28 protein-coding genes and 1 tRNA gene are annotated in these 25,905 nt (G+C 59.6%); 17 read left to right on the top strand and 12 right to left on the bottom strand.

Annotated features, from left to right (window positions below):
* Window positions 1-178 precede the first annotated feature (178 nt).
* Genes NE637_RS09170 through NE637_RS09180 form a run of 3 tightly spaced genes read left to right on the top strand, consistent with a single transcriptional unit; the run spans window position 179 to window position 1,888 of the window.
* Window positions 179-850 (top strand): YkgJ family cysteine cluster protein, encoded by a 672-nt coding sequence (locus tag NE637_RS09170; RefSeq protein WP_227118647.1) that lies wholly within the window; start codon window positions 179-181, stop codon window positions 848-850.
* 22 nt (window positions 851-872) lie between these two features.
* Window positions 873-1,265, top strand: coding sequence for a hypothetical protein (locus NE637_RS09175; RefSeq protein ID WP_192112517.1), 393 nt, complete (start codon window positions 873-875; stop codon window positions 1,263-1,265).
* Entirely contained in the window at window positions 1,262-1,888 is a 627-nt protein-coding gene (locus tag NE637_RS09180; protein WP_192112518.1) for a tetratricopeptide repeat protein, read from the top strand. The genes NE637_RS09175 and NE637_RS09180 overlap by 4 nt, the downstream gene beginning before the upstream one ends.
* Before the next feature lie 163 nt (window positions 1,889-2,051).
* On the opposite strand, the gene NE637_RS09185 is transcribed toward NE637_RS09180, so the two are convergent.
* The gene (locus NE637_RS09185) at window positions 2,052-2,690 is read right to left on the bottom strand and encodes a YigZ family protein (RefSeq protein WP_192112519.1); all 639 of its coding nucleotides are present in this window, start codon (window positions 2,688-2,690) and stop codon (window positions 2,052-2,054) included.
* The gene (locus NE637_RS09190; RefSeq protein WP_227118648.1) at window positions 2,687-3,235 is read right to left on the bottom strand and encodes a cupin domain-containing protein; all 549 of its coding nucleotides are present in this window, start codon (window positions 3,233-3,235) and stop codon (window positions 2,687-2,689) included. Before NE637_RS09190 ends, NE637_RS09185 begins: the two co-directional genes overlap by 4 nt.
* Before the next feature lie 165 nt (window positions 3,236-3,400).
* Between NE637_RS09190 and NE637_RS09195 the strand changes: the two genes are divergently transcribed.
* The 5 genes from NE637_RS09195 (at window position 3,401) to proC (ending at window position 8,312) form a co-directional block, all read left to right on the top strand.
* On the top strand, window positions 3,401-3,895 hold the full coding sequence (locus NE637_RS09195; RefSeq protein ID WP_256267696.1) for a rubrerythrin family protein: 495 nt from the start codon (window positions 3,401-3,403) through the stop codon (window positions 3,893-3,895).
* A 402-nt stretch (window positions 3,896-4,297) separates the two neighbouring features.
* Entirely contained in the window at window positions 4,298-5,626 is a 1,329-nt protein-coding gene (locus NE637_RS09200; protein ID WP_192112522.1) for a S41 family peptidase, read from the top strand.
* Between the two features lie 49 nt (window positions 5,627-5,675).
* Complete coding sequence (locus tag NE637_RS09205; protein WP_227118649.1) at window positions 5,676-7,091, top strand: divergent polysaccharide deacetylase family protein; 1,416 nt, start codon at window positions 5,676-5,678, stop codon at window positions 7,089-7,091.
* A 2-nt stretch (window positions 7,092-7,093) separates the two neighbouring features.
* Window positions 7,094-7,510 carry a nucleoside-diphosphate kinase gene (ndk, locus tag NE637_RS09210; RefSeq protein ID WP_192112524.1) on the top strand — a complete coding sequence of 139 codons (417 nt, stop codon included), beginning with the start codon at window positions 7,094-7,096 and terminating at the stop codon, window positions 7,508-7,510.
* 4 nt (window positions 7,511-7,514) lie between these two features.
* Complete coding sequence (gene proC / locus NE637_RS09215) at window positions 7,515-8,312, top strand: pyrroline-5-carboxylate reductase (protein ID WP_227118650.1); 798 nt, start codon at window positions 7,515-7,517, stop codon at window positions 8,310-8,312.
* Window positions 8,313-8,459: 147 nt separating this feature from the next.
* Here proC and NE637_RS09220 read toward each other — a convergent pair whose 3' ends face one another.
* Both NE637_RS09220 and NE637_RS09225 read right to left on the bottom strand, forming a co-directional pair.
* Window positions 8,460-9,200 (bottom strand): AMIN domain-containing protein, encoded by a 741-nt coding sequence (locus tag NE637_RS09220; RefSeq protein WP_227118651.1) that lies wholly within the window; start codon window positions 9,198-9,200, stop codon window positions 8,460-8,462.
* Window positions 9,201-9,241: 41 nt separating this feature from the next.
* Window positions 9,242-10,225, bottom strand: a complete 984-nt coding sequence (locus NE637_RS09225) for a tetratricopeptide repeat protein (RefSeq protein ID WP_227118652.1) — start codon at window positions 10,223-10,225, stop codon at window positions 9,242-9,244.
* A gap of 69 nt (window positions 10,226-10,294) precedes the next feature.
* On the opposite strand from NE637_RS09225, the gene NE637_RS09230 reads away from it, so the two are divergent.
* Window positions 10,295-10,648 carry a hydrogenase maturation nickel metallochaperone HypA/HybF gene (locus NE637_RS09230; protein WP_022658078.1) on the top strand — a complete coding sequence of 118 codons (354 nt, stop codon included), beginning with the start codon at window positions 10,295-10,297 and terminating at the stop codon, window positions 10,646-10,648.
* A gap of 120 nt (window positions 10,649-10,768) precedes the next feature.
* Window positions 10,769-11,434, top strand: coding sequence for a hydrogenase nickel incorporation protein HypB (gene hypB, locus NE637_RS09235; protein WP_192113905.1), 666 nt, complete (start codon window positions 10,769-10,771; stop codon window positions 11,432-11,434).
* Window positions 11,435-11,546: 112 nt separating this feature from the next.
* Here the strand turns inward: hypB and NE637_RS09240 are convergent, their stop codons facing one another.
* Window positions 11,547-12,542 (bottom strand): peptidoglycan glycosyltransferase, encoded by a 996-nt coding sequence (locus tag NE637_RS09240; RefSeq protein ID WP_256267697.1) that lies wholly within the window; start codon window positions 12,540-12,542, stop codon window positions 11,547-11,549.
* Window positions 12,543-12,784: 242 nt separating this feature from the next.
* Between NE637_RS09240 and NE637_RS09245 the strand changes: the two genes are divergently transcribed.
* Window positions 12,785-13,552: an SPOR domain-containing protein gene (locus NE637_RS09245; protein ID WP_227118653.1), complete on the top strand. Its 768-nt coding sequence runs from the start codon at window positions 12,785-12,787 to the stop codon at window positions 13,550-13,552.
* Window positions 13,553-13,586: 34 nt separating this feature from the next.
* Here NE637_RS09245 and NE637_RS09250 read toward each other — a convergent pair whose 3' ends face one another.
* Complete coding sequence (locus tag NE637_RS09250; RefSeq protein ID WP_192113908.1) at window positions 13,587-14,129, bottom strand: hypothetical protein; 543 nt, start codon at window positions 14,127-14,129, stop codon at window positions 13,587-13,589.
* A 22-nt stretch (window positions 14,130-14,151) separates the two neighbouring features.
* A complete protein-coding gene (locus NE637_RS09255) occupies window positions 14,152-15,609 on the bottom strand; it encodes a DUF1254 domain-containing protein (RefSeq protein ID WP_227118654.1) in 1,458 nt (485 codons plus the stop codon).
* Window positions 15,610-15,829: 220 nt separating this feature from the next.
* Between NE637_RS09255 and hlyD the strand changes: the two genes are divergently transcribed.
* From hlyD to NE637_RS09275, 4 genes are all read left to right on the top strand, one after another.
* Window positions 15,830-16,825 (top strand): secretion protein HlyD, encoded by a 996-nt coding sequence (hlyD, locus tag NE637_RS09260; protein WP_215647179.1) that lies wholly within the window; start codon window positions 15,830-15,832, stop codon window positions 16,823-16,825.
* Window positions 16,822-18,663 (top strand): ATP-binding cassette domain-containing protein, encoded by a 1,842-nt coding sequence (locus NE637_RS09265; protein WP_227118655.1) that lies wholly within the window; start codon window positions 16,822-16,824, stop codon window positions 18,661-18,663. The genes hlyD and NE637_RS09265 overlap by 4 nt, the downstream gene beginning before the upstream one ends.
* Before the next feature lie 63 nt (window positions 18,664-18,726).
* Entirely contained in the window at window positions 18,727-19,854 is a 1,128-nt protein-coding gene (locus NE637_RS09270; protein ID WP_227118656.1) for an ABC transporter permease, read from the top strand.
* Window positions 19,854-21,011 (top strand): ABC transporter permease, encoded by a 1,158-nt coding sequence (locus NE637_RS09275; RefSeq protein WP_227118657.1) that lies wholly within the window; start codon window positions 19,854-19,856, stop codon window positions 21,009-21,011. Before NE637_RS09270 ends, NE637_RS09275 begins: the two co-directional genes overlap by 1 nt.
* Window positions 21,012-21,105: 94 nt before the next feature.
* Here the strand turns inward: NE637_RS09275 and NE637_RS09280 are convergent, their stop codons facing one another.
* On the bottom strand, window positions 21,106-21,849 hold the full coding sequence (locus NE637_RS09280) for a potassium channel family protein (protein ID WP_227118658.1): 744 nt from the start codon (window positions 21,847-21,849) through the stop codon (window positions 21,106-21,108).
* A gap of 161 nt (window positions 21,850-22,010) precedes the next feature.
* Between NE637_RS09280 and NE637_RS09285 the strand changes: the two genes are divergently transcribed.
* Complete coding sequence (locus NE637_RS09285) at window positions 22,011-22,502, top strand: hypothetical protein (protein WP_225530104.1); 492 nt, start codon at window positions 22,011-22,013, stop codon at window positions 22,500-22,502.
* 120 nt (window positions 22,503-22,622) lie between these two features.
* Here the strand turns inward: NE637_RS09285 and NE637_RS09290 are convergent.
* The 4 genes from NE637_RS09290 to NE637_RS09305 form a co-directional block, all read right to left on the bottom strand.
* Window positions 22,623-22,698: transfer RNA gene (locus tag NE637_RS09290), tRNA-Thr, on the bottom strand.
* A 110-nt stretch (window positions 22,699-22,808) separates the two neighbouring features.
* On the bottom strand, window positions 22,809-23,402 hold the full coding sequence (gene yjgA / locus NE637_RS09295; protein ID WP_192113674.1) for a ribosome biogenesis factor YjgA: 594 nt from the start codon (window positions 23,400-23,402) through the stop codon (window positions 22,809-22,811).
* Window positions 23,403-23,412: 10 nt separating this feature from the next.
* Entirely contained in the window at window positions 23,413-24,306 is an 894-nt protein-coding gene (locus NE637_RS09300) for a 4-hydroxybenzoate octaprenyltransferase (protein WP_227118721.1), read from the bottom strand.
* 9 nt (window positions 24,307-24,315) lie between these two features.
* Window positions 24,316-25,149, bottom strand: a complete 834-nt coding sequence (locus NE637_RS09305; RefSeq protein WP_192113673.1) for a MogA/MoaB family molybdenum cofactor biosynthesis protein — start codon at window positions 25,147-25,149, stop codon at window positions 24,316-24,318.
* Window positions 25,150-25,362: 213 nt separating this feature from the next.
* On the opposite strand from NE637_RS09305, the gene queF reads away from it, so the two are divergent.
* The gene (gene queF, locus NE637_RS09310; protein WP_192113672.1) at window positions 25,363-25,866 is read left to right on the top strand and encodes a preQ(1) synthase; all 504 of its coding nucleotides are present in this window, start codon (window positions 25,363-25,365) and stop codon (window positions 25,864-25,866) included.
* The last annotated feature ends 39 nt before the right edge of the window (window positions 25,867-25,905 follow it).

The raw sequence follows: 25,905 nt of genomic DNA on the forward strand, positions 1-25,905 counted from the left end.
CCTGACTTTGAGAATGTGCATTCTCAAAGTTTCAAGACGCCCGCTAAGGCGCTTATCAGCGCATACAAACCGCGCGCACGCCTCTTGTGGCGGACGTCTGCTCAAGCAGCCGCCAGGGCGATTTCTGTGTGAAATCGCCTGTTCTCCCTCATGTCTTCCGCACTACCGCAGGATAACCATGATCCCTGATCTGATCTCTATTTTTACCCGCTATGAAACGTTGCGGGCCGAAGTTGACGACCTTTTCGGCAGGGTGCGCGGGGCCTTTCCCCAGTGCGTAGTCTGCAAGGAAGGCTGTAGCGATTGTTGCCACGCGCTTTTTGATCTTTCCCTTGTTGAAGCCATGTACATCAACAAGGCATTTGAGGCCGCCTTTGGTTACGGGCCGCAGCGCTCCGCCATTCTTGAGCGCGCTTCTGATCTGGACCGCCAGGCCACGCGCATCAAGCGCGAGCTGTACCGGGCGGAAAAAGACGGCGAAAGCCCCGAGGCCATCATGGAGCGCGCGGCCCAGATCAAGCTGCGCTGCCCCCTGCTGGACGATAATAACGAATGCCTGCTGTACCACGCCCGGCCCATTACCTGCCGCGTGTACGGCGTGCCCACGGCCATTGCCGGGCAAGGGCATGTGTGCGGCTTTTCCGCCTTTGAAAAGGGCAAGCCATACCCCACCATCCATATGGACAAGATCCAGAACAGGCTTGAAGACCTGAGCAGGGATGTGGCCACAACAGTGCAGAGCCGCTTTAAAGAACTGCATGACGTGTATGTGCCTTTGTCCATGGCTCTGCTAACCCGCTACGATGAGGCCTATCTGGGTATCGGCCCGGCCAAGAAAGAAGAGGCCTGATCGGGCGTGAAAGGAGTTTGAGATGTACGGCAGCATTCCCGCCACCGTCTTTCGCGATGGAACGCCGCAGCAGCTTTCGGATGAGCAGGAAGGTCTCAAGCGCGAAATTTATGAGCGCATGAATCCGCGCCGCCGCAAATTTGTGGACCGCATCGGCTATGAAAACTGGGATCCTTTCCAGAAGCCCAACGAGCCGCTTGATATGCGGACAGATGTGTCCAAGCGCACCACGCAGCAGCTGGTCAACGAATTTCTGAAAGACGCGGCCAAAAAAGGGCCGTATGGCAAGGCCTACAGCAAGGGCGCTACAGAATGCGCCCTTGGCGTGGTCAATAAGGACGAAAAGTACATGGGCATTTTTGATTTTTGCCGATGGTACTATGATCTTTTGAAAAAAGAGGGGCACATAGCATGAAAGCTCGCTACGATGACCTGGATGAATACATTGCCGATCTGAAGGCGGAAATCGCCCAGAACGAGCAGTGCGCTACCCATTACTACAATCTTGGTCTGGCCCTGCTGACCAAGCGCGACTTTGTGGCTGCTGAAGAAGCCCTGCTGAACGCTGTGCGCAATTCGCCGCATCTGGCGGAAGCCTATGTGCAGCTTGGCGGCATCTGCCTTGAACGCGGCGACCTTGACGGCTGCCTGCGCTACAATGAGGAAGCTGCCAACTGCCGCGCCAAATTCCCCGTGCCGTGGGGCAACATTGCTTTTGTGCACCTGCAACGCGGCGAGCCCGATAAGGCCATCACGGCCCTGAACAAGGCCCTCAAGTGGGATCCCAACTTTGTGCAGGCCAGAAATGCGCTTTCCACCGCCTATTATATGAAGGGCGACTTTGCGGCTTGCGAAACAGCCTGCAAGGAAGTGATCAAGCAGCAGCCCGGTTTTGCCCCGGCCTGGAACAATCTGGCGCTGGCGCAGTTTGAAATGGAACAGTACGCCGACGCCGCAGAATCCGCCAAAAAGGCGCAGGCTCTGGGATTTGAAGTGCCGGAAGGCTTCCTCGAAGAGCTTAAGGCCAAGGGCGTCTAAGCCGCACCCCGTATGATGAATGTCCGTCAGGGCCGCTGGAGAAATCCGGCGGCCCTGACTGTTATTGGGGGCTGATGGGGGTAAGGTTCAAAATGAGTAATTCAAAACAAAAAAGCCCACCGGCATATACCGATAGGCTGTAAACGCACAAAAAAATATTGTCTCAGGCGGTGTCGCTGTCCGCAAGCTCACTGCAAAGGGCCGCGCCATTGCTTACGCCTGCCAGCGCAACCTGAAAGGCCTCCACGTGTTCGGCGGGCAAACGCAGTTGCAATCTGGCCTCAGCCTGATAGTCTTCACTTTCAAGGCGGGCTTCGTACGTTGGCAACATGCGGCGCAGGGCATCAAGGTGCGCGTAGGCAACGGTAAGCTGCAAACTGGTTTCCGGCACACGCTGCCTCACGGGCAGATCGGCCAGATTTTCGCGCACACTGTCCTGATAGGCCCGCACAAGGCCGCCTGTGCCAAGCTTGACGCCGCCAAACCAGCGGCTCACCACCACGCACAATTCGCCAATGCCGCTGTGCAGCACAATTTGCAGCATGGGCCTGCCAGCAGTGCCGTGGGGTTCTCCATCGTCTGACGAACCGATCTGCGCCGTATTCCCCGGCGCGCCAGCGGCATATGCCCAGCAGTTGTGCGTTGCATCGGCGTGCTTGCGCCGCACCTGTTCCACAAAGGCCCGCGCTGTTGCCGCATCCGGCGTATGGGCGCACTGGGTCAGAAAGCGGCTGCGGCGGATAACGATTTCTGTGCAGTGCGGGTGTTGCGGCGCAACATCAGGCACGGCATAGCGCGTCATTCGTCGTCACCGCATCTTCTACAGGCGGCGCGCTGGGCGTCGTTCAGAGGTGGGCAGAATTCGCGTATGCAGTCTTTTGCATTGGGGTAGCGCAGGGTCAGCTCTTCCGGCTGGCCCAGGCGCAGGTCTTCCATATCAAAGCCCGGTGAAACCGTGCAGCCCACAAGTGCAAACTCGCTGCCTGGCGCAGGCGTTGCGCCAAACCAGCAGCCGCCGGGAATGGTAAACTGCACGTGTTGCCCCGCCATAATATTCGGGCCAAGGATCACTTCGCGCGGTTGCCCGTGTGTATCAATACAGGCCAGGCGCAAGGGGCCGCCAAGGTGGAAATGCCACAGTTCATCCTGCCTGATGCGGTGCAAACGTGAATATTGACCCTGCTCAAGCAGAAAAAGGATGGCTGTAGATACGGGTCTTGGCCCTATAAAACCACAGGGCATTTCATCCGCCGTAAGAATTTGCGGAGCTTCGTATGTGCGGTGATAGAACCCCCCTTCGGGGTGGGGCCGCATGCCGAAATGGGATATGATTTCTTGGGCGTTCATAGGTTCCTTTTAGCTTGTCATAGCGTTCTGCGCAACGGTATCAAGGGCTAAAGGGCGGGCCTGCAAAAATAATTTTTTGTAAAAAAATGCTTTACAAGGCAGTGAGAATTCTTTAATCAGGAATTGTTCCTGATAAAAACAATAACTTCATCGAGGAGAATACCAATGAGCACCACACAAGAAAATCTGATGGCGGCCTTTGCCGGTGAATCCCAGGCCAACCGCAAGTACCTTGCCTTTGCTGCCGCTGCCGACAAGGAAGGCATGCATCAGGTTGCCAAGCTGTTCCGCGCTGCTGCGGCTGCTGAAACCGTTCACGCTCATACCCACCTCAAGAATGCTGGCAAAATCGGAAACACCATGGCCAACCTCAAGTCGGCCATCGAAGGTGAAACCTACGAATTCACCACCATGTACCCCGACATGATCAAACAGGCCCAGGCCGAAGGCCAGAGCGCCGTTGCCAAGTATTTTGACTTTGCCAATCAGGTGGAAGAAATCCACGCCAAGCTTTACCAAAAGGCTCTGGAAAATCCCGCCGCTCTGCCCGCCACCGATTATTACGTGTGCAAGGTTTGCGGCTATACCCACGAAGGCCCCTGTGACGCGTGTCCTGTGTGCGGCGGCGGCGCGGCAGCTTTCTTCAAGGTTGAAGACTAGCTCGGCCTGTGCGGCGCATGCGGCATATTGCGGATAAAACCTGCATGACCGGGCTTGCCCCAGACAGGCAATAGCTGTTCTGTCTGAAAGCCTGGAACGTCTTGATGCGCTCGATATGCGCCGGAGGAAACTGATATGTTGATGCAGCAGTTTCCCCGGCGCATGTTGCATGGAGAGTGGGGCAATACTTCGGCGCATACGGAAAGATGCGCGTCCGCACCTTGGCGGAATGGCCTGCAAGGCGCAACACGCGCCTTTTTGATTTGCAATTTAGCATGAAAAGGGGCACTATCCGGCTGGTGCGCGGCCCCTCCATTGGCTGGCGTTGCAGCACCCCCTGCGTTGCGGCTTTTTGCTTGTGGCGCTGTGTTCGTTCATTACGTCCGCGTGGAGATCGTTGTTATGCGTCTTCTTGTCCGTCTTAGCCTTCTTGTGCTTCTGCTTGCCGTGGGCGGCGTGGTCGCCCTGCCGGGCGCTCCCCAGTGCGCCGAAAAAAAGGAAACGTCCAAGGAAGCCCCCAGTAAGTTTGATGCGCTCAAGCGCTTCAGCCAGGTTCTTGATCTGGTGGAGCGTTATTACGTGCGTGATGTGACGCAGGGCGACCTTATCAATGGCGCGGTCAAAGGCATGCTTCAGGGCCTTGACCCGCACTCCACCTTTATGAACGCCGAAGAATACAAAGAAATGCAGGAGACCACCTCCGGCGAGTTCTTTGGTATTGGCATAGAAATTTCCATGGAGAACGGTCAGGTTACGGTGGTGACTCCCATTGAGGACACCCCCGCCTATCGGGCCGGGCTCAAATCTGGCGACATTATTCTGTCCATCAACGGGCAGCCCGCGCAGGAACTCTCGTTGCAGGAAGTTGTTTCCCGCATCCGTGGCCCCAAGGGCTCGGAGGTGGAGCTTGCCATCCTGCACAGCGATGCCAAGGCCCCGCAGACTGTCCGCCTTGTGCGCGATGCCATTCCGCTTATCAGCGTGAAGTCCAAGAAGCTCGAGGACGGGTATTACTGGATTCGCCTCACGCGTTTTTCTGAGCGCACCACCGAAGAACTGCGCGACGCTCTTAAGGCGGCAGAAAAGGAAACCAAGAATTCCGGCGGCATCAAGGGGATCGTGCTTGACCTGCGCAATAACCCCGGCGGGCTGCTTGATCAGGCTGTGAGCGTTTCTGACACGTTCCTCGACAAGGGCGTCATCGTTTCCATCAAGGGACGGCGCGACAATACTGACCGCGTGTACGAAGCCAAAAAGCAGGGCGATGATATCCACGCCCCCATGGTTGTGCTGATCAACGCCGGCTCCGCCTCCGCTTCTGAAATCGTGGCTGGCGCCCTGCGCGACCAGAAGCGCGCCCTCACAGTGGGTGAGCGTTCATTCGGCAAGGGATCCGTGCAGAACATTATCCCGCTTTCTGACGGCTCCGGCCTCAAGCTTACGGTTGCCCTGTACTACACGCCCAACGGCAGCTCCATTCAGGCCGAAGGCGTTGTGCCTGATGTGGAAGTGCCGTTTGAAGCCCCCCGCACGGACGACAAGGATAACTCCCGCCTTATGGTGCGCGAGCAGGATCTGAACCGTCACATCGAAAACGGCAAGGACAAAAAATCTTCCAAGGCCAAGAACAGCAAGGAAGATGCCGCCGAGCAGCTCGCGCGCGACAACCAGTTGCGCATGGCCCTGCAAATGGTCAAGAGCCTCCCCAAGATGCGGGAAATCAGGAATTAACCCCGTAACCGCGTAAGGCGGGCGGGCAGGAATAAACAGGGTGTTGCCTTTGCGCGACACAAAGTTATCAGACAGCCTTCTGGCCGGGCCCTTGCGGTTCGCCGGGGGGCTGTCTGCGTCTGCGCAGCTTGCCGTGGGCGGCTTGCTGTGGCTTTTATGTAGCCTTGCCATATCCTGCTGGGTTTATTGGCAACTGGAAGCCCCGACCCGGAAGCCGACGGCTGCCTCGGGCGCGGCTTTGCCCTTTGCGGTTGCCCACAAACCATCAGGCGCACATGACGGCGGGTTGGGCTTTGACAGGGCGCTGGCTCTGGAAAGTGTGGACGCGTTGCTTGCGCGTACACTCCCGCTGGCCTTACCTCAGGCGCAGTGGCAGCAGCTTCCCTTGCAAGAAAATTTGCCTGTCGAAACTTCGCAATTGCCCTCCGGGGCAACCATTCCTCACATTCCCGCTGCTTCCGCAGAGCAGGCGGCATATGCCGCTACATACGCCAGCACGGCAGATCTGCGGCAGGTCATCGTCAGCGGCCCCTGCGCGCCCCTGCGCCTTGGGCTGGCTCTGCTTCAGGGGCTGCGCGATCAAAATCCGGCTCTGGAAAGGGCAGGAGTGCGCACCGAGGTGCGCTGGACGCCGCAAGGAACGCTTGAAGTCCTACTCAATCATCTGGTATACTATGTTGTTAGCTTTCCTGGTCGGGAGGGGCAGCTTTCAGATTTGGCCCAACCTCTGCCGCCAGAGGCCCTGGCTATTGTCATTGATGACATGGGCCAGAGGCTCGAATCCGCAGAAGCTCTTGCCTCGTTGCCGTTTCCAGTGACTCTGGCCATCTGGCCGAGGTCGCCGCATGCGCAGGAAACAGCCGGGATAGCGTTAACCAGTCGGCTTGATTGCCTGTTGCACCAGCCCATGGAGGCCCTGCCTCGGGCCTTGCATGGCAGGCCGGACCCTGGCCCCGGAGCGCTGCTCACCAGTATGAGCGCGCAGGAGGTGCAGACCGTACTTGAGGAAAATCTGCGGATTTTGCCCTCGGTCATTGGCCTCAACAACCACATGGGGTCAGCTTTTACTGGTGATATTTCGCTGTGCAGAACACTGTGCAGCATGCTTGGCGGGCGAGGGCTCGCCGTGCTCGACAGTGTGACGCGCCCAGACCCCCAGCTGGCACTTGCAGCCAGAGAGGCGGGGCTGGTCGGCCTTGCACGCGATGTTTTTCTGGATACGCGCCGCGACACTGCGGCCATTCTGTCTGCGCTGGACGCGGCGGCAGCCCGCGTCCGCGCTCAAGGCATGGCTGTGGCCATTGGCCATCCTTATCCTGAAACCCTGCGCGCTCTGCGCGACTGGCAGGACAAGGACGGCGTGGCGGTGGTGCCCTTGCGGCGCGTACTCTGGAAACTGGCCCAGGACGGAGCCGCCGTTGCGGCGCGTTCTTATCCTGCTAACAACAACATGGAAAAGGAGTAAGCATGCAATCCACTTTCGCCATTATCAAGCCTGACGCAGTTTCGCGCAATCTGACCGGGGAAATTCTGGCTGCCATGGAAGCTTCCGGCCTCAAAATAGTGGCTCTCAAGCGCTTGCGCCTTTCCAAGGCTCAGGCTGCGGGCTTTTATGCCGTCCACAGCGAGCGCCCCTTTTTTGACAGCCTGACCGACTACATGTCTTCCGGCCCGGTGGTTTGCGTTGTATTGCGCGGCGAAGACGCGGTGCCCCGCTGGCGCGCCCTCATGGGGGCCACCAATCCGGCTCAGGCAGAGCCCGGCACCTTGCGTCACAAGTATGGCCAAAGCCTGGAAGCCAATGCTGTTCACGGCTCGGACGCCGCTGAAACCGCGGCTTTTGAAATAGGCTACTTCTTCAGCGGTCTGGAAATAACGGAGTAATATTATGGCGCTCAAAATCGGCTGTGTCGGATGCGGCAACATGGGTGGGGCCATCATGGCCGGGCTTGCCCGCAAGGGCGGCTACGAACTGTGCGGTTTCAACAGAACCGCTTCACGCATGCGCCCGCTTGAAGAGCTTGGCGTGCGCGTGATGGAAAGTCCCCAGGCCGTGGCGCAGGCCGCCGACGTGCTGGTGCTGGGCGTTAAACCCTATCAGGCGGCAGAGGTGCTTGCGCAGATGCGCCCAGAGCTGACAGCCGGGAAAACCCTGGTTTCCGTAGCTGCTGGCGTGAGCCTTCAGCGCCTCACTGCGGCAGTTGAAGGGCGTTGTCCTGTGGTGCGCTGCATGCCCAACACCCCGGCCCTTGTGGGCATGGGCGTGTTCGCCCTCTGCTTTGACGATCCTGACCTGTCCGATACCAGCAAGGCCGACATTCAGGCTTTGTTCGGCGCGTTGGGCGTGTGCGTGGAACTGCCGGAAAGCAAGTTCACGGCGTTCACAGCTCTTATCGGGGCAGGGCCTGCCTACGTGTTTGCCATGATGCAGGGGCTGGTTCAGGCTGGCGTTACCCTCGGTTTTCAGCATAAAGAATCGCGCGAGATGGTTACTGCCCTTTTTGGCGGATGCGCCAAAATGGCCGAGCAGAGCACCTCGCCGATCATGCAGTTGCGTGACGATGTCTGCTCGCCCGGCGGGGTGACTATAGCGGGCGTGAACGTGCTTGACCGCGCAGGCCTTGCAGGCTTGCTGGTGGAATCCGTGCTGGCCGCCAACGCGCGCGGCAAGGAAATGGAAAGCTGAGGCCTGCACCCGCTGCTGTTGGCCCGATGCTTACCATTGCGCCTGACAGGGCATGAAAATAAAAACCGGCTGTTGTTAACAACAGCCGGTTTCTCTATCTGGGAGATACTGATGATGCCGGGGCGGCGTGGGCCGCCCTGTCATGCCCTAGTGATCCAGGCGGATGTCCAGGGTGTGCCCATCCTTTGAAAGCGTGAACTTGGGCTGAATCTTGCCCGTCAGGTCAATGACAATGCGCGTTTTGTCGTCGCCCTTGCCAATGCGCACGTTGGTCACCGCAGGGTTCTTGGGCACGCCGGGCGCCTTGACCTGCCACTTGCCGTCCAGATCAATAACCAGACGTTCAGGGCCGCTGAGTTGCATGTTTTTGTAGACAATGGGCGCAGCACCCACGAGGCGCACTGTTGCGCCCTTATCGCGTGCAAGAACCACAAACTTGGTGATGTTCTTGTGCTGCGGCGCGGCCTTGGCGGCTTTCTCCTTGGCGGGTTCTGCCGCTGGCGCTGTTTTTTCTGTGACCGGGGTCGCAGGTTTGGGCTGCACTACGGGCTTGGCAACGGCTGGCTGAGGTTCGGCCGCGGCTACATTGCTTGTCGGGGCGCTCTTTTCCTCCGGCTTAAGGCTGGGGATGGGCGCACGGGCCGGGGCTTCGCCGCTGGCGTTGAGATCAGGAATGCCACTCTGGGTCTGCGGGGGCAGATGCAGGGAAGGAGATGTGGCGGACTGGTTGCCAGCATCGGCGGGCGGGGCCGCATCCGGGGAGGTGACAGGCGCGATAATGCCTGCGGGGTTTGCTGGTTCAGGCTTGCGCATACGTTCATTGAGCATGATAAGCGCCATGCCCAGAACGCACACTGCCACTAGAAGACCGAGAATTACTTTGTTCATGCCAAAAGGCTCCTGCCAATGACTTGGGTTGGAACAGCGGCTCAGCGCTGGGGCGTGGGCTTGCCTGCGCCGCGCGTCCGTTTGAGTTCGCGGATGTGTTCCAACAGCTTGAAGTAGAGAGGCTCTCCGCTGGACATGCTCAAAGCCGTGCCGATGTGGGTGGCGGCTTCGTCATACAGGCCAAGCGAACAGAGAATGCGCGCCAGGTTGAAGTGGGCGTGATCGTCCTCGGGGGCCAGTTCCACTGCCTTGCGTGAAAAAAGCAGGGCGAGGTCGGGCTGGGAATTCTGGCGCAGACGTACGCCAAAATCACGGAACATATGCTTGTGGGCGGGTATGATGCCGTCCTTGGTCTGCGCCAGTTGCTCAAGGGCAAGCAGTGCTGCCTTGCGCTCGCGCGGGCGTTTGAGGCGCAGCAATGTCTGGCGAAAAGTCTCCCGCAGCTTTGACTCCACAACCTTGGCCTTGCGGGCGGCTTCAAGGTCGTAGGCCCTCTTGGGCGCGGCAGCGGCTGTGGTAGCGGCAGCAGGCGTGGGGCCTTCATCATAGCGAACAGCGGTGACGCCGGTGGCGGTGCGGGAAGGAAAGGGAATAAGCCCCATATCGGGCTGCTCGGGGACCACTTCCACGGAATCTGGCAGCTTGGCCTTTGAAAGCGTCTGGAGCGGCGCGCTCCCTGTTTTGGCCTTGGGTGCGCTCGCTTTGCGGGCAGGCTGTTCTGCCGCAGCATCCGGGTGTTGGGGCGCTGGTGCGGGCGGGGCGGATTCAAAATGGCTGAGATCCGGCGTGATCACAGGCATCGCCAAAATATTGTGCTCTGCCTTGAATGACTGGGAAAAGGTTTTTGCGTTTATGCGCTCCACCTCTGCCACAGGCTGGAACGCGGCGTTGAGTTCCTGCACCGCAAAGGCTCCGTCTGGAAGCTCCCAGACGAAGTAGTGCGTTTTGCTGCGGCTCTCTGTCCAGTCGGCAGAGAATGAGAAGACGCCAGAAAATTTTGAGCGACGCATGAACAAAATGTACATTATTTGCGCCGAATAGCAAGATTCGCTTCTGGCCTTTACGGGGCCGGGTGTTTGGGCTAGCATGACCCCATGCACGAAATGTCCATAGCACAAAGCCTGTTGCAGATGGCTGAGGATGAAATAGCCCGTCAGGGCTGCACTCGTCTGGAAGTTGTGAACGTCACGTACGGCTCGCTTTCAGGTGTTGTGCCCGAGTCGCTGCAATTCTGTTTTGAAGTCATGGTGCAGGGTACCCCGCACGAAGGCGCGCGCCTGGAGCTTACCGAGCTTCCGCTACGGCTGCGCTGCTCCGCCTGCGGTAAAGTTTTTGGCGGGGAGGGGCAGGATGCACTCTGGCTGCCGTGCCCCGATTGCGGCGAGCAGTTCGGGCATGTGGTTGAGCAGGGCAGGGAGCTGTATCTCAACCGTCTGGAAGCCAGCTAACCCCTTTGCCCCTCTGATTCTTCAGGGGGGCTGGTTTGCTCCTTTCACTGCCGTCTTCGCCTTTGTCTTATCTTTCTGGCTCATGACCACGCCGCACCGGCGGCAAGCAAGGAGAATTGAATGCAAATTCCTGTGGTTCGCAATGTATTGGAAGCCAACGAAAAAATGGCCGATAACGTGCGTCGGCTGCTTACAGAAAAGGGAATATTGTCGCTGAATCTCATCAGCTCGCCCGGCGCGGGCAAAACCACCCTGCTGGAACGCACCCTGAGTGATCTGGCCGGAGAATTCCGCATGGCGGTGGTGGAAGGCGACCTACAGACAGATAACGATGCCCGCCGCGTTGCCGCCACAGGCGCGCAGGCCGTGCAGATCAATACAGACGGCGGCTGCCACCTCGACAGCAACATGATCCTTACCTCGCTGGAAAGCCTTGACCTCACCGGCGTGGATATTCTTTTTATTGAAAACGTGGGCAACCTGGTGTGCCCAGTGGAATTTGACTGCGGCGAAGACGCCAAGGTCGCCCTGTTGAGCGTTGCCGAAGGTGACGACAAGCCGGAAAAGTACCCCCTGCTGTTCAACCTTGCCAAGGCAATGGTGCTCAACAAGGTCGACCTGCTGCCCTACGTGGATTTTGACCTTGCGCGCGCCCGCAATTTTGCCACAAAGCTCAATAAGGATCTGGATATCTTTGAGGTTTCCTGCCGCAAAGGCGATGGCCTTGAAGGCTGGTACAACTGGCTGCGGAGCATGCGCGCCGCCAAGAAGGAAGGCAGGCTTTAAACAGCCCCGGCCTGATCGAAAATTCAAGAAGGCATCCCCGGCTTTTGGCTGAGGATGCCTTCTTACGTTCAGGCCGTCCAGCGGACAGGCACTGGAATATTATACCGATAATTTATCTTGATTCTTCGTTTTCCTGATAGGCGGCAACATCCACCACAAGATTTTTTGAAGCCGGGCGCAGGGTGATGGTGAATAGCTGCACGTCGCTGCTCGGGGCATCGGCATCCGCAAGCTTGGGCAGCATTTCTGTAGGCGCGAGCATGATGGTTGCTTCGCCCTTGCTGGCAGACATGAAGTACTCAAGCACCTGCCGCAGCATGTCCTTCTGCTTGTTCAGATCCATGGACGGCATTTGGGTAAAGTTGATATCCAGCCCCGGCAATTCGGCCTGCCAGGGGCTGTATTTTTGCTCGTAAAGGGCGTTCAGCAGTTTGTCCAGGGTTTCCTGGTCCAGCTTGCGGCGCAGTTCCATGTGGTCAAGCACAAGGGGCGTCTTGCTTGAAGGCTTTTCCCCGCGCTGGGCAGGCTCAAGCCGCGCGGCCCAGACCATGCCCGCAAAGCCAAGGCTGGCAAGCACTGCATCGTTATCGTCACGTTGCGGCGTGGCGCTCAGCAGGGTGCAAACGTCCTTCATGGGCATGCCGGGGCGAAAACGGTCAAGCGCGCAGACCGGCCCGGCATCCGGCCCCGGCAGCAGGCTTTGCACTTCGCCCGTCAGGCGTTGCTGCTCGCCCTTGGAAAAAGCGAGTTCCAGCAATGGCTTTTCGCCCATGCGCAGGGTCACGCTTTGCGCCTTGGCCAGCGGCACATCCTTGAAAATCCACAGGGCAAGGCCTGTGTCCACACGCAGGTTGGCGACCGAGCCGGGGTTTTCAATGTCGTCCCGACTAGCGGGGGGCATGTCGAACCGCACAAAATGCATACTGCGGCCGGTCTGAAAGCCCATGCTCAGAATATCCTCGCCTGTGGCGTTAACGATGGTGAGGATTTGCGGTTCAGGGCCGGGTTTTGCTATATGGGCGGCAGAGGCCGCGCCAGCAACGATCGCTCCGGCCAGCACAAGACAGATGGCCGCGTATATGCGAAGAAACCATACATCCTTGATCATGGCGTACTCCATGTTTGCAACTTGTGTCAGCATGATAGCAGAGCGCAGGGCAGGCCCGCAAGCGGCCACGGCAGCTCTGGTTGCAAAAGGCTATATAGATCAATGTTTGCGGTGATCTGTCGTGCGGATTACTGGCGTACTTTACGCCAGCGCCATGCATTGATATGGTTGCCCGCGCCAACGTTCTTTCTGTCCCTCTCTGCGCATGATTATCGCAGCAAACCCCAACATCCGGAGATTCCATGCCTCCTGCTACCCGTCAGCCTTCATCGGACCAGGCAAATGATAAAAAATGCCTGTGCCTGCGCCCTTCATCCTTGCTGGCGGTGGGCTTTCTGGTGGTGGCGGCAGTGGTGCTGGCATACCTTGGCGGGGTTATGAGCGGCAGGGCCTACTGGAAGGCGCACCCGCAACCCATTGCGGTCAGGTCGGGCACGTCTGGGGCAAGCGCCCCTTCATCCGCAACCACGCCGGACGATGATTCGCATGTCGTGGGCGGCGATCAAGGCTCCGGCGCAGATGATGGAGCAAGCGAACCCAAGCAAAAAGTGCTGGCCGCCGAGGAATTGCGTTTTGCCAGAGTGCTGCGCAACGATGCCGCCACGGGCGATGCCCCGCTCAAACCCTTGCCGCCCATGACGCCGGTGCAGCCCAAACCTGCCGGCGTGGCTCAGGCCGGGGTTGCGCCAGCACCGCAAGGGGGCGCACAGGGCGGCGCGGCAGGGCAGCAGGCGGCCCCGGGCGGCATTGCAAGGCCGCAGACATCTGGAATGTACGATTATGTGTTTCAGGTGGGGGCATTCAAGGATGCGGACGCTGTGGACTCTTTGCGTCAGCGTCTGGAGGGCAGGGGAATGCGTACAAAGATGGAGCGCTCGGGCAAACTCTATGTGGTGCTGGTGCTGTTGCGCGGCGATGAGGCCAGGGCCGCAGAGGTGCTGCGTTCCACAGAAGGCATGGGACTGGGCAAGCCCATTCAGCGCAGCCGCAAGCCAGTGCTGCAACAGTAATCTTTTGTCTTTTCCCCCGCCTGTCCGTTGCCGTTTATTGTGCAGCGGGCAGAAAACGGGGTTCAATACTGCCGCGTACGGCATGCCGCAGGGGCAGCATGGCGGGGTTTGATCCTCCGCGCAGCGCGGCCAGCAGGTCTTCTGCGCGGTCAACTTCTCCACTGCACAGCACGGCCATGTATATGCCCGCCTGCGGATCCGCGCCCACAATGCAGGCCGTGTCCACTCCCATTGCGTCTTTTCCTCTGAAAACATACTGGGCATCAGCCCTGCGCACAGGCTCCCGCACTCCGGCGGCGGCGCGCAGCAATCCTGCCACATCCGCCGCATCCGGCGGCCCTGCGGTTTTGCCCACCATGATGCGCACGTGGACGGCTTCTTCCGGCCCGGTGAGCGCAAGCACCCAGGCTCCCGCCAGGGTTGACGGGGCTTCGGCCTGCCAGCCCTGGGGCGCTTCCAGTGAAAACCAGCCGTAGTTCTCGGCCCTTGCGGTCTGCGCTGCTGCCATCAGGGCCAGCCAGATGGCAGCATGCATGACCGCCCAGATTGCAGGGCGCGCTGTGAAATGAAACGTCATATGATCCTTTTGCGCTTCGTGCTTAGTCGTTTAATTCCACCTTGGGGGGCTGCCAGGTTCCTTTGCCCAGCGGCAGCACGGAGAGCCCTTCGGTTTCAGGCCAGTACAGGCGCATTACAAGAAAAATCGGGCCGTCCGGCGCGGGCAGCCAGTTACTCTCGTGCTCTTTGCCAGGGGTATCGCGCTGGATCAGGATGGTAAGCGAGCCATCGGGATTCTTTTTCATGTCCGGCAGCATGGGCGAATTGATCAGGTAGCGGTCAATGGGATTTTTTATGAGCAACTGGGTATTGCCGTCATACATGGTCACAGACCAGAAAGCCTTGGCCGGAGGGTACTGCCCGGCGGGAATGGTCATGCGGTACTTGTGCTTGCTGCCATCCAGCGGGCTGCCGTCTGCCAGGGTTTTGGTCATGGGATATACTGCTTCTTCGGCATCATTGCCGTAAATGCCCGCCTTGGCCCCGGCTGCCCGCAACAGCCAGTCCCCGTTAAAGAACTCCCTGTTGCCGAAGGGAGAACTCATCTTCCAGCCGTTCACGCGAAGCCCCGGCCTTGTGACGGAGGCATCGACCATGCCAGCGCCTTTTTGCAGACCGCGCAGCACTGCTGCCTGTGTATCCTTGGGCAGGGCATCAAATGCAAAGGGTTTGCCTGCAACCACGCCAATACTGGCAAGCTGGGTGCGGATGGAGACTTCTTCCGGCCCGGCTGGCGCAAATTGCAGCGCAAAGGCCAGATAATCAAAAAATTCCGGCTTTACAAAATCCTGCCCGATGTTGGGGAAGGGCGGCATGGGAAGCGCCGGGGGCGGCGTCTGCCCCAAAAAGGCCGAGAGGGGTTTTACGGCGTAGCCTGTCTGGAATTTCAGCACATTTTCAATATCTGCGGGGCTGAACAACTGGGTGCGGAACAGTGCCATGGCAAACTGCGCGTTGGAGCGGAACACGCGCATGCCCGCGGGCGCTGTGCCCTTCCATTCCGGCCCTGCGACAAGATAGCTGCCCCCGCCGTTGCCCGTTGTTCTGCTGCCGATGTAGCCAAAGTTGAAAGTATTGGCGTCTACAAGCTGCACGCTGAAATACCGCCCGTCCGTATCCTTCGGCACGGTAATGACCACCGGTTCGGCCCGCAGATCAAGGCAGGCAAAGGAGTAGGGCGTGTCGCTGTTGGGCGTGATGACCACGGTATCCTTGTAGGTGAACACCCGCGCCCCATTGCGCAGGGCGTTGAAGGGCGCTTTGTACTGCGGGGATTTGGTGTCAACGGAGTATTCATAGGTAACTGCGTAGTGCATCACTATGGGCAGGCCGTAAACAAAACCTTGCGCAGCGATGCTTTCTACCGTAGCGGCATCGGGAAATTCTTTCGGCTGTTGCGCGGCGGGGCTGACCGGGGCGTACAGGATCAAGGTGAGTGCAAGCATCGCTGTAACCCTCATAACCCTGGCGATGCTGAAAACAGGCGAATGGTTTGTCATGATGTCCCCGGTATAGTTAAAGGTCTGAGCGCTGCATTGCAGTTCCGCTCTTTTTGCTTGCACCACAAACCCGCTGAAATCAACTATTCTATTGCATGTGCTGCGCAGCATGGACAAGGCCCCCTCCACTGGCTATTCTGGGTGACAGCGGGGCGCATGGCCCCGGCATAAAACTGTCTGGCGCGGCAACCGCTTGCGGCGATTGCGAGCAGGGAGGAATATGGCTGTCCCCCGTAAGGTTTTGGGCCTTGGCGCGGCTTTGGTTGTGCTGCTGGCTGTTTTTCTGTTGTGGCACTGGCTGCGGCACGATGGCGATCAGCTTGTGCTGTACGGCAATGTGGACATACGGCAGGTTGACCTGAGCTTTCGCGTTAACGGGCGCATTGCAAGTGTGCTTGTTGACGAAGGCGATGCCGTTGCCCCCGGTCAGGCTCTGGCCCGGATTGACGATGATCTGCTGACTCAGCAGCGCGATCAGGCCGCCGCAGAACTTGAAAGGCAGCAGGCCTCCCTGTTGCGTCTTGAGCGCGGCTACCGCGTGGAAGAAATTGCTCAGGCCCGCGCTGCGGTGAGCGGCTCTGCCGCCCTGGCTGAAAACGCGCAGATCAACCTGAACCGCGTGGCGGCCATGCGCGTTTCCAACGCCATTTCGCAAAAAGACCTGGACAACGCCCGCGCCCAGTACAGCGAGGCCAGCGCCAAGCTGCGTTCCAATCAGGACCAGCTGGACATGCTGCTTTCCGGCTACCGGGAAGAGGAAGTGCTGGCGCAAAAAGCGGCTGTGGCCGCTGCCGCCGCAGCCCTCAATCATGCGGAAATCCAGTTGCGCGATGCCGTGCTTGCCGCTCCGCAAAAGGGCATTGTACTCACCCGCGCCCGCGAGGCCGGGGCCATAGTGCAGGCCGGGCAGACCGTGTACACCCTCACCCTTACCGACCCCCTGTGGCTGCGGGCCTATGTGGACGAACCCAATCTGGGGCGCGTCAAACCCGGCATGCCTGTGAAGATTCTGGTGGACGCGGCGCCTGGCAAAAGCTTTTCCGGCACGGTGGGCTTTATTTCGCCCACGGCGGAATTTACCCCCAAGACCGTTGAAACGCGCGAGGTGCGCACGGCTCTGGTCTATCGGCTGCGCGTGCAGGCGCAGGATCCGGAAAACGTCATGCGGCAGGGCATGCCCGTGACCATCATTTTGCAGGATACGCCCGCGCCATGAGCGGCCGCGCCCCCGATGCTCAGGCCGTCTGTCTGGAGGGGCTGGTCATGCGCTTCGGCAAGGGGCGCGAGGCCGTCACCGCTCTGGACGGCGTGAACGCGGTCATCCCCGCCGGGCGCATCACCGGGCTGGTGGGGCCTGACGCGGCGGGCAAAACCACGCTCATGCGCATCATGGCGGGTCTTATGCCGCCAAGCGAGGGGCGCGCAAACCTCTTTGGGCAAAGCCCGGCAGAGCTTATGCGCAGCCAGCCCAACAGCATTGGCTACATGCCGCAGCGCTTTGGCCTGTATGAGGATATTTCCGTCATGGCCAACATGCGGCTGCATGCCAGTCTGCGCGGGCTTGAAGGGGCGGAGCGCGACCGCGTGTTTGAAAAACTGCTGGGATTCACCAGCCTGGCCCCTTTTACCGAGCGCCTTGCGGGCAGATTGTCTGGCGGCATGAAGCAGAAACTGGGCATTGCCTGCGCCTTGCTGGGTTCGCCACGCCTGCTGCTGCTTGACGAACCCGGCGTGGGCGTTGACCCGCAATCGCGCCGCGAACTCTGGCGCATGGTGCAGGATCTGAGTCAGGACGGCATGACGGTTGTGTGGTCCACCGCCTATCTGGACGAGGCCGAGCGCTGCCCCGGCGTGATTATGCTGGACAGCGGACGCGTACTGTTTGCCGGGCCGCCGGAGGAACTCACCGCTCGGGCTGAAGGGCGGGTTTTTCTGCTGCGGGCCGATGTGGGGATGCATAAAAAGGAGCTGGCCCTCTGGACCATGCGCCCCGGCATTGAAGATGCCCTTATCCAGGGCAGCCGCATCCGGCTGGTGCTGGCGGCAAATGCCCCTGACGATCTGCGGCGCGAGGTGTTGGCCCGTGGCGGCGAGGCCGTGTCCCCACGGCTGGAAGACGCCTACATGAGCGCCGTGGGCGGCATCAACCAGAGCCCTTCGCCCTACGGCAAGCTGCACGTGGCCCACAACGGCGGCAACCACTCCGGCATTCAGGGCAGTGATGATGGTAGTATTGGTCTTGCGTCCTCGGCTGCTGCTTCGCCAGATGTAGTTTTGCCTGCTGCTCCCGCTGATTCAGGCCCGACTTTTTCCATCTCGGCCCGCAACCTCACCAAACGCTTTGGCGCATTTGTGGCCGCACGCGATATTTCCTTTGATGTGCGCCCCGGCGAGATTTTTGGTCTGCTCGGGCCCAATGGGGCGGGCAAGTCCACCACCTTCCGCATGCTCTGCGGGCTTTCGCGTCCCACATCCGGCAGTTGCGCCGTAGATGGGGTAGACCTGCTGAGCGCGGGCAGCGAGGCCCGCTCGCGTCTGGGCTACATGGCGCAGAAGTTTTCGCTGTATCCGGATATTCCCGTGCGTGAAAACATCACCATTTTTGCCGAGCTGTACGGCCTGTCCAGGGAGCGGCGCAACGCCCTTTTGCCCGAACTGGCCGAGGCGCTGGAATTGCAGCCCTATCTGCGCAGCCGCACAGGCTCATTGCCGCTGGGGCAAAAGCAGCGGCTGGCTCTACTGTGCGCTACCCTGCATGAGCCGCCCGTGCTGTTTCTTGACGAGCCGACCTCTGGCGTGGACGCGCGCACCCGTAGGGATTTCTGGAAGCACATTTCCGCCATGACCACAGCCGGGGCAGCCGTGCTGGTGACGACCCACTTCATGGAAGAAGCCGAATACTGCGACCGCATCGCGCTGATCTATCGCGGAGCAATGATCAGCATGGGAACGCCGGACGAACTCAAGGCATCCTGTACCGAGGTGGAAGACCCCACGCTGGAAGAAGCCTTTATCGCCAGCATTGAAAAATACGACAGGGAGCATCCGCAGTAGCCGCCTTGCGCGAGTTTTTTGCAAGCCACTGCTGCCGGGATATACAACCAAGAATCAGGCCCTATGCTACGCAACATCTGGTTACGACAGTTATCTGCCCTTGTGGGCAAGGAATTTCAGCAGATCGTGCGCGATCCTTCGTCCTATCTTGTGGCCGGGGTTTTGCCGTTCATTTTTCTGCTGCTCTTTGGCTACGGCATCACGCTGGATGCGGGCGTGCTGCGGCTGGGCGTACTGAATCAGAGCGGGGGGCGGCATTCGCTGAGCCTTGCGGCGGATTTTGCCCATTCCCCGTGGTTTGCCACGCGGCCAGTGGGCAATATGGCCGATGCCGGGCGCATGATGCGCGATTCTGTGGTGCAGGGCATACTGGTGATCCAGCAGGATTTTGACGAGCAGCTTGAGCGGGGCAGCGCCGGGGCCGTACAGGTGCTTGTGGACGGGTCAGAGCCCAATACTGCCCAATACATCCAGAATTACAGCCAGGGGCTGATTATGTCCTGGCAGCGCACGGCCTTACCTGATGGCGTTGCAGCAGCGCTGCCCATCAATATTCAGCCGCGCTTCTGGTACAATCCTGCCGCCAAGAGCGTGCAGTTTCTTGTGCCGGGGGCCATCACGGTCATCATGACCCTTATCGGCACACTGCTGACCTCCCTGGTATTTGCGCGCGAGTGGGAGCGCGGCACCATGGAGGCCATGTTCGCCACGCCCGTGAGCCGCATGCAACTGCTGCTGGGCAAGCTGATTCCGTATTTCTGCATGGGCATGTTCAGTATGGCCCTGTGCGCGGTGGCGGCGGTGACGCTTTTTGCCGTGCCCTTTCGTGGCTCCCTGTGGGTGCTTGTGTTATTGTCGTCCGTATTCATGCTGAGCGCGCTGGGGCAGGGGCTGCTGATTTCCGTAACCCTGCGCGGGCAACTGGTGGCTGCTGAAGCGGGATTGTTCTCCGGCTTTTTGCCCGCATTGCTTCTCTCGGGCTTCGTATTTGACATCAACAGCATGCCGCCCGTGCTTCAGGCCCTGACGCGGCTTTTGCCCGCCAGCTACTTCAATACCTGTTTGCGTACCATCTTTCTGACCGGGGACGTGTGGGGCGTGTTTGGCCCCAGCCTGCTGTTCATGGGGCTGCTGGCCTCGGTATTGCTGGGGCTGGTGTACCGCAATCTTGTCAAAAGGCTGGATGCGTGATGGCAAGAATAACGCTGCCCCGTTTGAACCTGCGGCGCATGGCGACCATTGTGCGCAAGGAACTGCTGGTTCTGCTGTGCAACAAGGTTTCGCGCATGCTTATTATCGTGCCGCCGCTCATGCAGATTGTGGTGTTTGGCTGGGCGGCCACCATGGAAGTGCGCAACGTGGACGTGGCCGTGCTTAATCAGGACAGCGGCAACTGGAGCCGTGAGATCGTGCGCAGGCTACAGGGGTCGCACACCTTCCGCAGCGTGACATTTCTGGATGGCGAGGCGGATATCCGTCCGACTATCGAGCGGCAAAAGGCCCTGTTTGTCATGGTGTTTGATGATGAATTTTCCCGCAGGGTCGATGCGGGGACGCCAGCGCAGATGCAGGTGATACTTGACGGCAGGCGCTCCAATGCGGCGCAGATTGCCTCCTACTATCTTGAAACCATTGTGCGCGGCATTGGGGAATCCACTCCACGGGGGAAAATGGCGCTCGGCGCTGCAACTGACGCAGGCGGCGCACCCAAGCTGGACGTGCGCGTACGCTGCTGGTTCAACCCCAATCTGGAATTTCAGTGGTTCTTTTTGCCCAACCTTATAGGCATGCTGGGCTTTATGCTGGGGCTGGTGGTGACGGGGCTTTCCGTGGCGCGGGAGCGAGAGGTGGGCACCTTTGACCAGTTGCTGGTTTCCCCGGCCACGCCCACGGAGATCGCCCTTGCCAAGCTGGTGCCGGGCTGTCTGGTGGGGCTGGTGCACGGCACAATTTTTCTGCTTATATCCGTATTTGGTTTCGGGGTGCCGTTTACCGGTTCGCTGGTGCTGCTCTATGTGGCCATGCTGGTTTTTGCCATGGCTTCGGGCGGTGTGGGGCTGATGGTCTCGTCGCTTTCGGCCACGCAGCAGCAGGCGTTTCTGGGGGCCTTTACCGTTGGGGTGCCGTGCATTCTTATTTCCGGCGCGGTCACGCCCGTCATCAACATGCCGCCATTTTTGCAATACGCCAGCCAGTTGAACCCCATGCGGCATTTTACCACCATTGTGCAGGGTGTTTTTCTCAAGGATATTACCGTGGCTGCGGCAGCGGTGAGCCTTGGCAAGATTGCCTGCATCAGCGCGGTGGCGGTGGGCGTTGCCGTGTGGATGTTCAAGCGCAAGGCCTGAGCGGGCGGCCTGATGCCCCTCATAGGGGTACGAATCAGGCTGGCCCTGTGCTGATGGCCTCTGGCGTGAAGCTGTTGCGGAATCAGGCGAAGGGTCAGGCTTCCGGCGGTTTCTTGGCGGAAGATGATTGCGGAGAGCGCGCAGGCAGCGGGGCAGGCTTTTTTGTGGGGGCAACGGCGTTACGGGGCGTGCGGTGGGCCCTGCCCACGATAAGGGCAATAACCACAATGGAATAGAGGTAGCCTGTAAATCCCACAAGCACTGTGGCATTTTTGGCAATCCAGGTTTTTGGCGTTATGTCGCCGTAGCCGATGGTGAGGATGGTCACGTAGCTGAAATAAAACAGATCGTTAATGGCCTGATCGCCCGGCCCCAGCCCGGAAAAAGAACCCGGCTGGTGGAATTCAATGGTCAGGAACACGAAATAGCCGCAATAGCCAATGAGCAGCAAACCGCACACCGCAGCATACACAATCTTGGTAGTAACCATCTGCGCATGGGATATTTGCCGGAAGACTTCAAACATTATGCTGCCGAAAAAACACAGATAGAGCATCAGGGTTTCTTCTTTCAGGCTATCGATAAAGAACAGATCCAGGGCGCGGCCCACAATGAGCAGCGCGCCGAAAAACAGAGCAAGGCGCATAATGCGCGGCCTGAATTCAAAAAGCACAAGGGCCGCAAGCAGCTGGATTGGCAGATAGATTGCCTGCGCAATGCCACGGTAGATGTTGTCCGGAAACAGGATGTTCAGGATAAACACGCACCACAGCGAGAGCATGAGCAACTCAAAGCGGATTCCATAAAGTCGGGCGCGCATGGCTCGTAGTTTCAGCATACTATCCTCATCGCGCGCATACTACAGGTATGAATCTTCCCCGGCAAGAGGGCGCGCGCTCCTATCGCGCAGATATCCGCCAGGTATCCGCAGCATAGCGTGTGGACAGGCGGGAAGGAGAGCCGTACACTCCGGCATCCTGGAATGTAACGGAGATTGCCATGCCCCAGAATTTTATCCGGCTTGTTATGCGGGGCTTGCCCCTGATTGTGCTGACGGTTCTGCTTGCAGTGCAGGCGCAGGCCGCGCCCCTGACAACGAAATATTACAGCCTTGATCTGCCTGCGGACTGGGTAGTGGTGAACGGCCCCACCAAGGTGCAGGAAGCCGTGCAGGTCGTGATGGGGCAGAAGGAGCACAAAAGTTCTGCGCTCATCATTGTGGGGCCTGCCAACTCTGGCGAGGCCGAGCAGGCCGCCAGGGGCAATGCCAAACGCTTGCAGGGCTCGACGCCTGTTCTTCGCAGCAATGGCCAGTGGGAATTTACCTTTGAGCAAAAGGGCGTGAAGGGCTACGGCATTGTGCGTGAGGATGCGCAGTCCAAACTTTTGCTCATGCTTGTGATCAGCGGCGATGCGCGCATGGCAAACTTTGTGTACAGCATGCGCGGCCCATACCGGGCCTTGATGCCGCAACCGCCGCAGCTTCCCTGATGTGCAATTTTTATGATTTCGGGCCGTCCGTATGGGCGGCTTTTTTTATCTGAAATCCCAGTCAAGCGGGGATGCAAAAAAAGGACTTGCGGATTACTCCGTAAGTCCTTTGATGTTTTGTGGAGCCCTTGAGCAGGATTGAACTGCTGACCTCATCCTTACCAAGGATGCACTCTACCGACTGAGCTACAAGGGCGTAGCAACGAAGAAAGCTTCTATCCTAACCGTAGGTGATCGTCAAGTATTCCTGCGCAATTTTTTTATTTTTATGAAAAAGCACAGGGTTGGGAGGTAAAATCACCGGGATTACGCTTTCAGCATTCCGTGGATGGCGCGAAAAAGCGCGCGCCGGGCCTGCGGGGAGGTGTTCTCCGCAGCTTCCTTGCGGGCGGCGAGGGTCATGGTCAGGAGTTCATCCTGACCTGGCAGAGCTCCCTTGCCCGATGCCTGCGCTTCTTCTGCGTCCTGCTCCGGCAGTGCCCTTGCGGTCAGCAGGGTTTCCACCAGGCCCGCAAGTTCGCCCTGGTCAGCTGTCAGCAGGCGGTCGCGCCACTGCTCCGCCTGATGCAGGGCTGCGGTGGCGGCGGCGGAAACCTCGCGGCGGGCATCCAGCATGGCGCGGATGGGCGCGGGGTCAATCTCGCGCATGACGCGGCCAATAAACTGCATCTGGCGGCGGCGGCCTTCGTGGTCGCCTATGCGGGCGTAAAGTTGCAGCGCTTCCCTGAGGTCTGCGGGCAGGTCAAGGTTTTTGACTTCCTGCGGGCCAAGGCGCGTCAGCTCTTCGCCCATGTTTTGCAGGGCAAGGCTCTGGCGTTTTTTTTCAGAGCGGCTGGGCGGCAAGTCAAAGCCTTCCGCCTCATCGCTGGATTTCCATTGGTACTGTTTTTTGCGCGGCATTGCCTCTCCGTCAGATATAGATGCCCAGCAACACGCCAGCCAGTACGACCGGCGAAATGATGCCGTTAATGGTAAAAAAGGCCGTGTTCACGTGGCGCAGATCCTGCGGCTTCATGAGCCTGTGCTCCACAAGCAGCATGACGCTGATGCCGAACCACACCACGTACCAGGGCCAGGAAAGCCCGGCGGCAAAGCCCGCCAGCAGCAGAAAGATGGACGTCATGGCGTGCGAAAACGCGGCCAGCGTCAGGGCTGTATTCGGCCCGAAAGAAGCAGGCACGGAATGCAGCTCAAAGGCCACGTCAAAATCCATGTCCTGAAACGCATAATAGATGTCAAATGCCGCTACCCAGAAAGTGACGGCCCAGAACAGCAGCACAGGCGCAAGGCCAAGGCTCGCGGGATTGACCGAGAGCCAGCCAGCAAGCGGGGCAAGACCCAGGGTCGCGCCCAGCCAGAAGTGGCACAGGGCCGTAAAGCGCTTGAGCAGACTGTAGATGGCCGCAAACAGCAGCGCAGGCACGGAAAGCCACAGGCAGACAGTGTTCAGCGCTGCGCAGGAGGCAATAAAGATAACTGCCATGAGCGCGCAGAAGGCCCATGTCTGCCCTTTGCTGATGACGCCCGTGACCAGGGGGCGGCCCTGCGTGCGCGGGTTGTCGCGGTCAAAGGGCAGATCTGCCAGCCGGTTGAAGGCCATGGCGAATGAGCGCGCCGCGATCATGCCGATGGTCAGAAAAATCAGGCTGCGCGCAGAGGGCAGGCCGCGTGCGGCCAATACCGCCCCTGCCCATGCGTAGGGCAGCGCAAAAATGGAATGCTCAATCTTGATCATCCGGCAAATGTCGCCAAACTGGCCAAAAGGCGTGGAAAGCCTCATGCCGGAACGCGGGAAAAAGCCCATGTTTTCTCCTTAACCGCCGCAGTCGGCGGGGTCGCCCTGCAATTTGGCAAGGGCGTGGGGCAGGGCGGGCAGTACGGCGGCAAGGTTTTCCACAACGGCCTTGCGGCTGCCCGGCAGGTTGATGATGATGCTTTGCCCCAGCGCGCCCGCAGCCGCGCGCGAAATAACCGCGTGGGGCGTTTTGGCAAGGCTGGCGGCCAGCATGGCCTGAGTAAAGCCCGGCAAGGGCGTATCGAGCAGGGCGGCAGTGGTTTGCGGCGTAATATCGCGCGCCGAAAGCCCGGTGCCGCCGGTGGTGCATATAAGGTCAAAACCCTGGCTCAGGGCAAGCTCCGTCAGCAGGGCGCGCAGTTGCGCGGCTTCATCCGGCAGCAAAAATCCCTGGCTGTGGCTCAGCGGCATGGCGGAGCCGACCATTTCAGCAATGGCGGGGCCGCTCAAATCCAGCCGCTGGCCGCGCGCGCCTTTGTCCGACAGGGTTATCCATGCAAGGCTGTAGCCGGTTTTTCTGGCGGTTACTTCCAGCGGGCCTTCGGGCAGATCAGTCAGGGCGGTCAACAGCAGGCACTGCACCGCGTGGCTTGCCTGCCACGGTTCCTCACCATTGCCGCCGGGGTTTGCCGTGTTGGGCGGCAGGGGCATCCAGGCGCGCCCCGTAACCTTGAGCAGGGCTGTGCCGCAGGCCCCGCAAAAGCATGTGCCCACCCGCAGGTGGGGCATTGCCCACGGCTCGGGCGTCATGAGGCCGTGACTGCGGCAAAAATCGGTATCCGTGGCGGCAACAGGCAGCAGGGGCAGACATTGGCCCCGCTTGCAGGCGTGTACGTGCAGCAGGATATTCATACGTTGCTCCGGGGAACTGGCCGATGGATGGTATCGGATTGGAGTGGGCAATAGATTATTGTAGCCGCAAGCGCAATGGGTTACAAGTCCGATACGCGCCTGCGTTTGCGCAGCCAGCGAGGCCTTTCGCCCGCGCATGCCGCGTCCGCCGCTTAGGCGGCCCCCCAACGCTGCACGGCAGCGTCATTCCCGTGTATTTTAAGGAGTATCCCCATGAGTACCCGCAGCCAGGATCAGACCCAGGACCTGAAGGTTCTTGGCACAGGCCGCCTTCAGTCCCCGGAGGGCGGCCCCAGCGTAGCCCTGCTGGAGGCCTTTCCCAACTGCTTTCCCCAGCGCCCGTATGTGATCAGCATCAGCTTTCCCGAATTTACCTCGCTCTGCCCGGTGACCGGCCAGCCCGACTGCGGCACCATCACGGTGGAGTACATTCCCGATGAGCTGTGCGTGGAATCCAAGAGCTTCAAGCTCTATATGTTCGCCTTCCGCAATCACCAGTCGTTTATGGAAACCATCACCAACAACGTGCTGGAAGACCTGCGCACCCTGCTCAATCCCTGCTGGTGCCGGGTCAAGGGGCTGTTTGCGCCGCGCGGCGGCACGCGTATCCACGTGTTTGCCGAAACTTTCAAGGATACCATGCCCGAAGAGCAGAATCGCCTTGTGCGCGAAGCCGTGGCCGCGTGGAAGTCCGAACCCGATCCGCACCGCCCGTAGTTGCGACTCGTTTGCTCCCGGCGGCACCAAGGGCTGTTA

This window comes from Desulfovibrio desulfuricans, from assembly GCF_024460775.1.
GTDB classification, from domain to species: Bacteria; Desulfobacterota; Desulfovibrionia; order Desulfovibrionales; family Desulfovibrionaceae; genus Desulfovibrio; species Desulfovibrio desulfuricans_E.

Excerpts from the sequence above, each read along its gene's own strand:
- NE637_RS09170 (WP_227118647.1), top strand. The coding sequence starts at position 179 with ATGATCCCTGATCTGATCTCTATTTTTACCCGCTATGAAACGTTGCGG.
- NE637_RS09175 (WP_192112517.1), top strand. The coding sequence starts at position 873 with ATGTACGGCAGCATTCCCGCCACCGTCTTTCGCGATGGAACGCCGCAG.
- NE637_RS09180 (WP_192112518.1), top strand. The coding sequence starts at position 1,262 with ATGAAAGCTCGCTACGATGACCTGGATGAATACATTGCCGATCTGAAG.
- NE637_RS09185 (WP_192112519.1), bottom strand. The coding sequence starts at position 2,690 with ATGACGCGCTATGCCGTGCCTGATGTTGCGCCGCAACACCCGCACTGC.
- NE637_RS09190 (WP_227118648.1), bottom strand. The coding sequence starts at position 3,235 with ATGAACGCCCAAGAAATCATATCCCATTTCGGCATGCGGCCCCACCCC.
- NE637_RS09195 (WP_256267696.1), top strand. The coding sequence starts at position 3,401 with ATGAGCACCACACAAGAAAATCTGATGGCGGCCTTTGCCGGTGAATCC.
- NE637_RS09200 (WP_192112522.1), top strand. The coding sequence starts at position 4,298 with ATGCGTCTTCTTGTCCGTCTTAGCCTTCTTGTGCTTCTGCTTGCCGTG.
- ndk (WP_192112524.1), top strand. The coding sequence starts at position 7,094 with ATGCAATCCACTTTCGCCATTATCAAGCCTGACGCAGTTTCGCGCAAT.
- proC (WP_227118650.1), top strand. The coding sequence starts at position 7,515 with ATGGCGCTCAAAATCGGCTGTGTCGGATGCGGCAACATGGGTGGGGCC.
- NE637_RS09220 (WP_227118651.1), bottom strand. The coding sequence starts at position 9,200 with ATGAACAAAGTAATTCTCGGTCTTCTAGTGGCAGTGTGCGTTCTGGGC.
- NE637_RS09225 (WP_227118652.1), bottom strand. The coding sequence starts at position 10,225 with ATGTACATTTTGTTCATGCGTCGCTCAAAATTTTCTGGCGTCTTCTCA.
- NE637_RS09230 (WP_022658078.1), top strand. The coding sequence starts at position 10,295 with ATGCACGAAATGTCCATAGCACAAAGCCTGTTGCAGATGGCTGAGGAT.
- hypB (WP_192113905.1), top strand. The coding sequence starts at position 10,769 with ATGCAAATTCCTGTGGTTCGCAATGTATTGGAAGCCAACGAAAAAATG.
- NE637_RS09240 (WP_256267697.1), bottom strand. The coding sequence starts at position 12,542 with ATGATCAAGGATGTATGGTTTCTTCGCATATACGCGGCCATCTGTCTT.
- NE637_RS09245 (WP_227118653.1), top strand. The coding sequence starts at position 12,785 with ATGCCTCCTGCTACCCGTCAGCCTTCATCGGACCAGGCAAATGATAAA.
- NE637_RS09250 (WP_192113908.1), bottom strand. The coding sequence starts at position 14,129 with ATGACGTTTCATTTCACAGCGCGCCCTGCAATCTGGGCGGTCATGCAT.
- NE637_RS09255 (WP_227118654.1), bottom strand. The coding sequence starts at position 15,609 with ATGACAAACCATTCGCCTGTTTTCAGCATCGCCAGGGTTATGAGGGTT.
- hlyD (WP_215647179.1), top strand. The coding sequence starts at position 15,830 with ATGGCTGTCCCCCGTAAGGTTTTGGGCCTTGGCGCGGCTTTGGTTGTG.
- NE637_RS09265 (WP_227118655.1), top strand. The coding sequence starts at position 16,822 with ATGAGCGGCCGCGCCCCCGATGCTCAGGCCGTCTGTCTGGAGGGGCTG.
- NE637_RS09270 (WP_227118656.1), top strand. The coding sequence starts at position 18,727 with ATGCTACGCAACATCTGGTTACGACAGTTATCTGCCCTTGTGGGCAAG.
- NE637_RS09275 (WP_227118657.1), top strand. The coding sequence starts at position 19,854 with ATGGCAAGAATAACGCTGCCCCGTTTGAACCTGCGGCGCATGGCGACC.
- NE637_RS09280 (WP_227118658.1), bottom strand. The coding sequence starts at position 21,849 with ATGCTGAAACTACGAGCCATGCGCGCCCGACTTTATGGAATCCGCTTT.
- NE637_RS09285 (WP_225530104.1), top strand. The coding sequence starts at position 22,011 with ATGCCCCAGAATTTTATCCGGCTTGTTATGCGGGGCTTGCCCCTGATT.
- yjgA (WP_192113674.1), bottom strand. The coding sequence starts at position 23,402 with ATGCCGCGCAAAAAACAGTACCAATGGAAATCCAGCGATGAGGCGGAA.
- NE637_RS09300 (WP_227118721.1), bottom strand. The coding sequence starts at position 24,306 with ATGGGCTTTTTCCCGCGTTCCGGCATGAGGCTTTCCACGCCTTTTGGC.
- NE637_RS09305 (WP_192113673.1), bottom strand. The coding sequence starts at position 25,149 with ATGAATATCCTGCTGCACGTACACGCCTGCAAGCGGGGCCAATGTCTG.
- queF (WP_192113672.1), top strand. The coding sequence starts at position 25,363 with ATGAGTACCCGCAGCCAGGATCAGACCCAGGACCTGAAGGTTCTTGGC.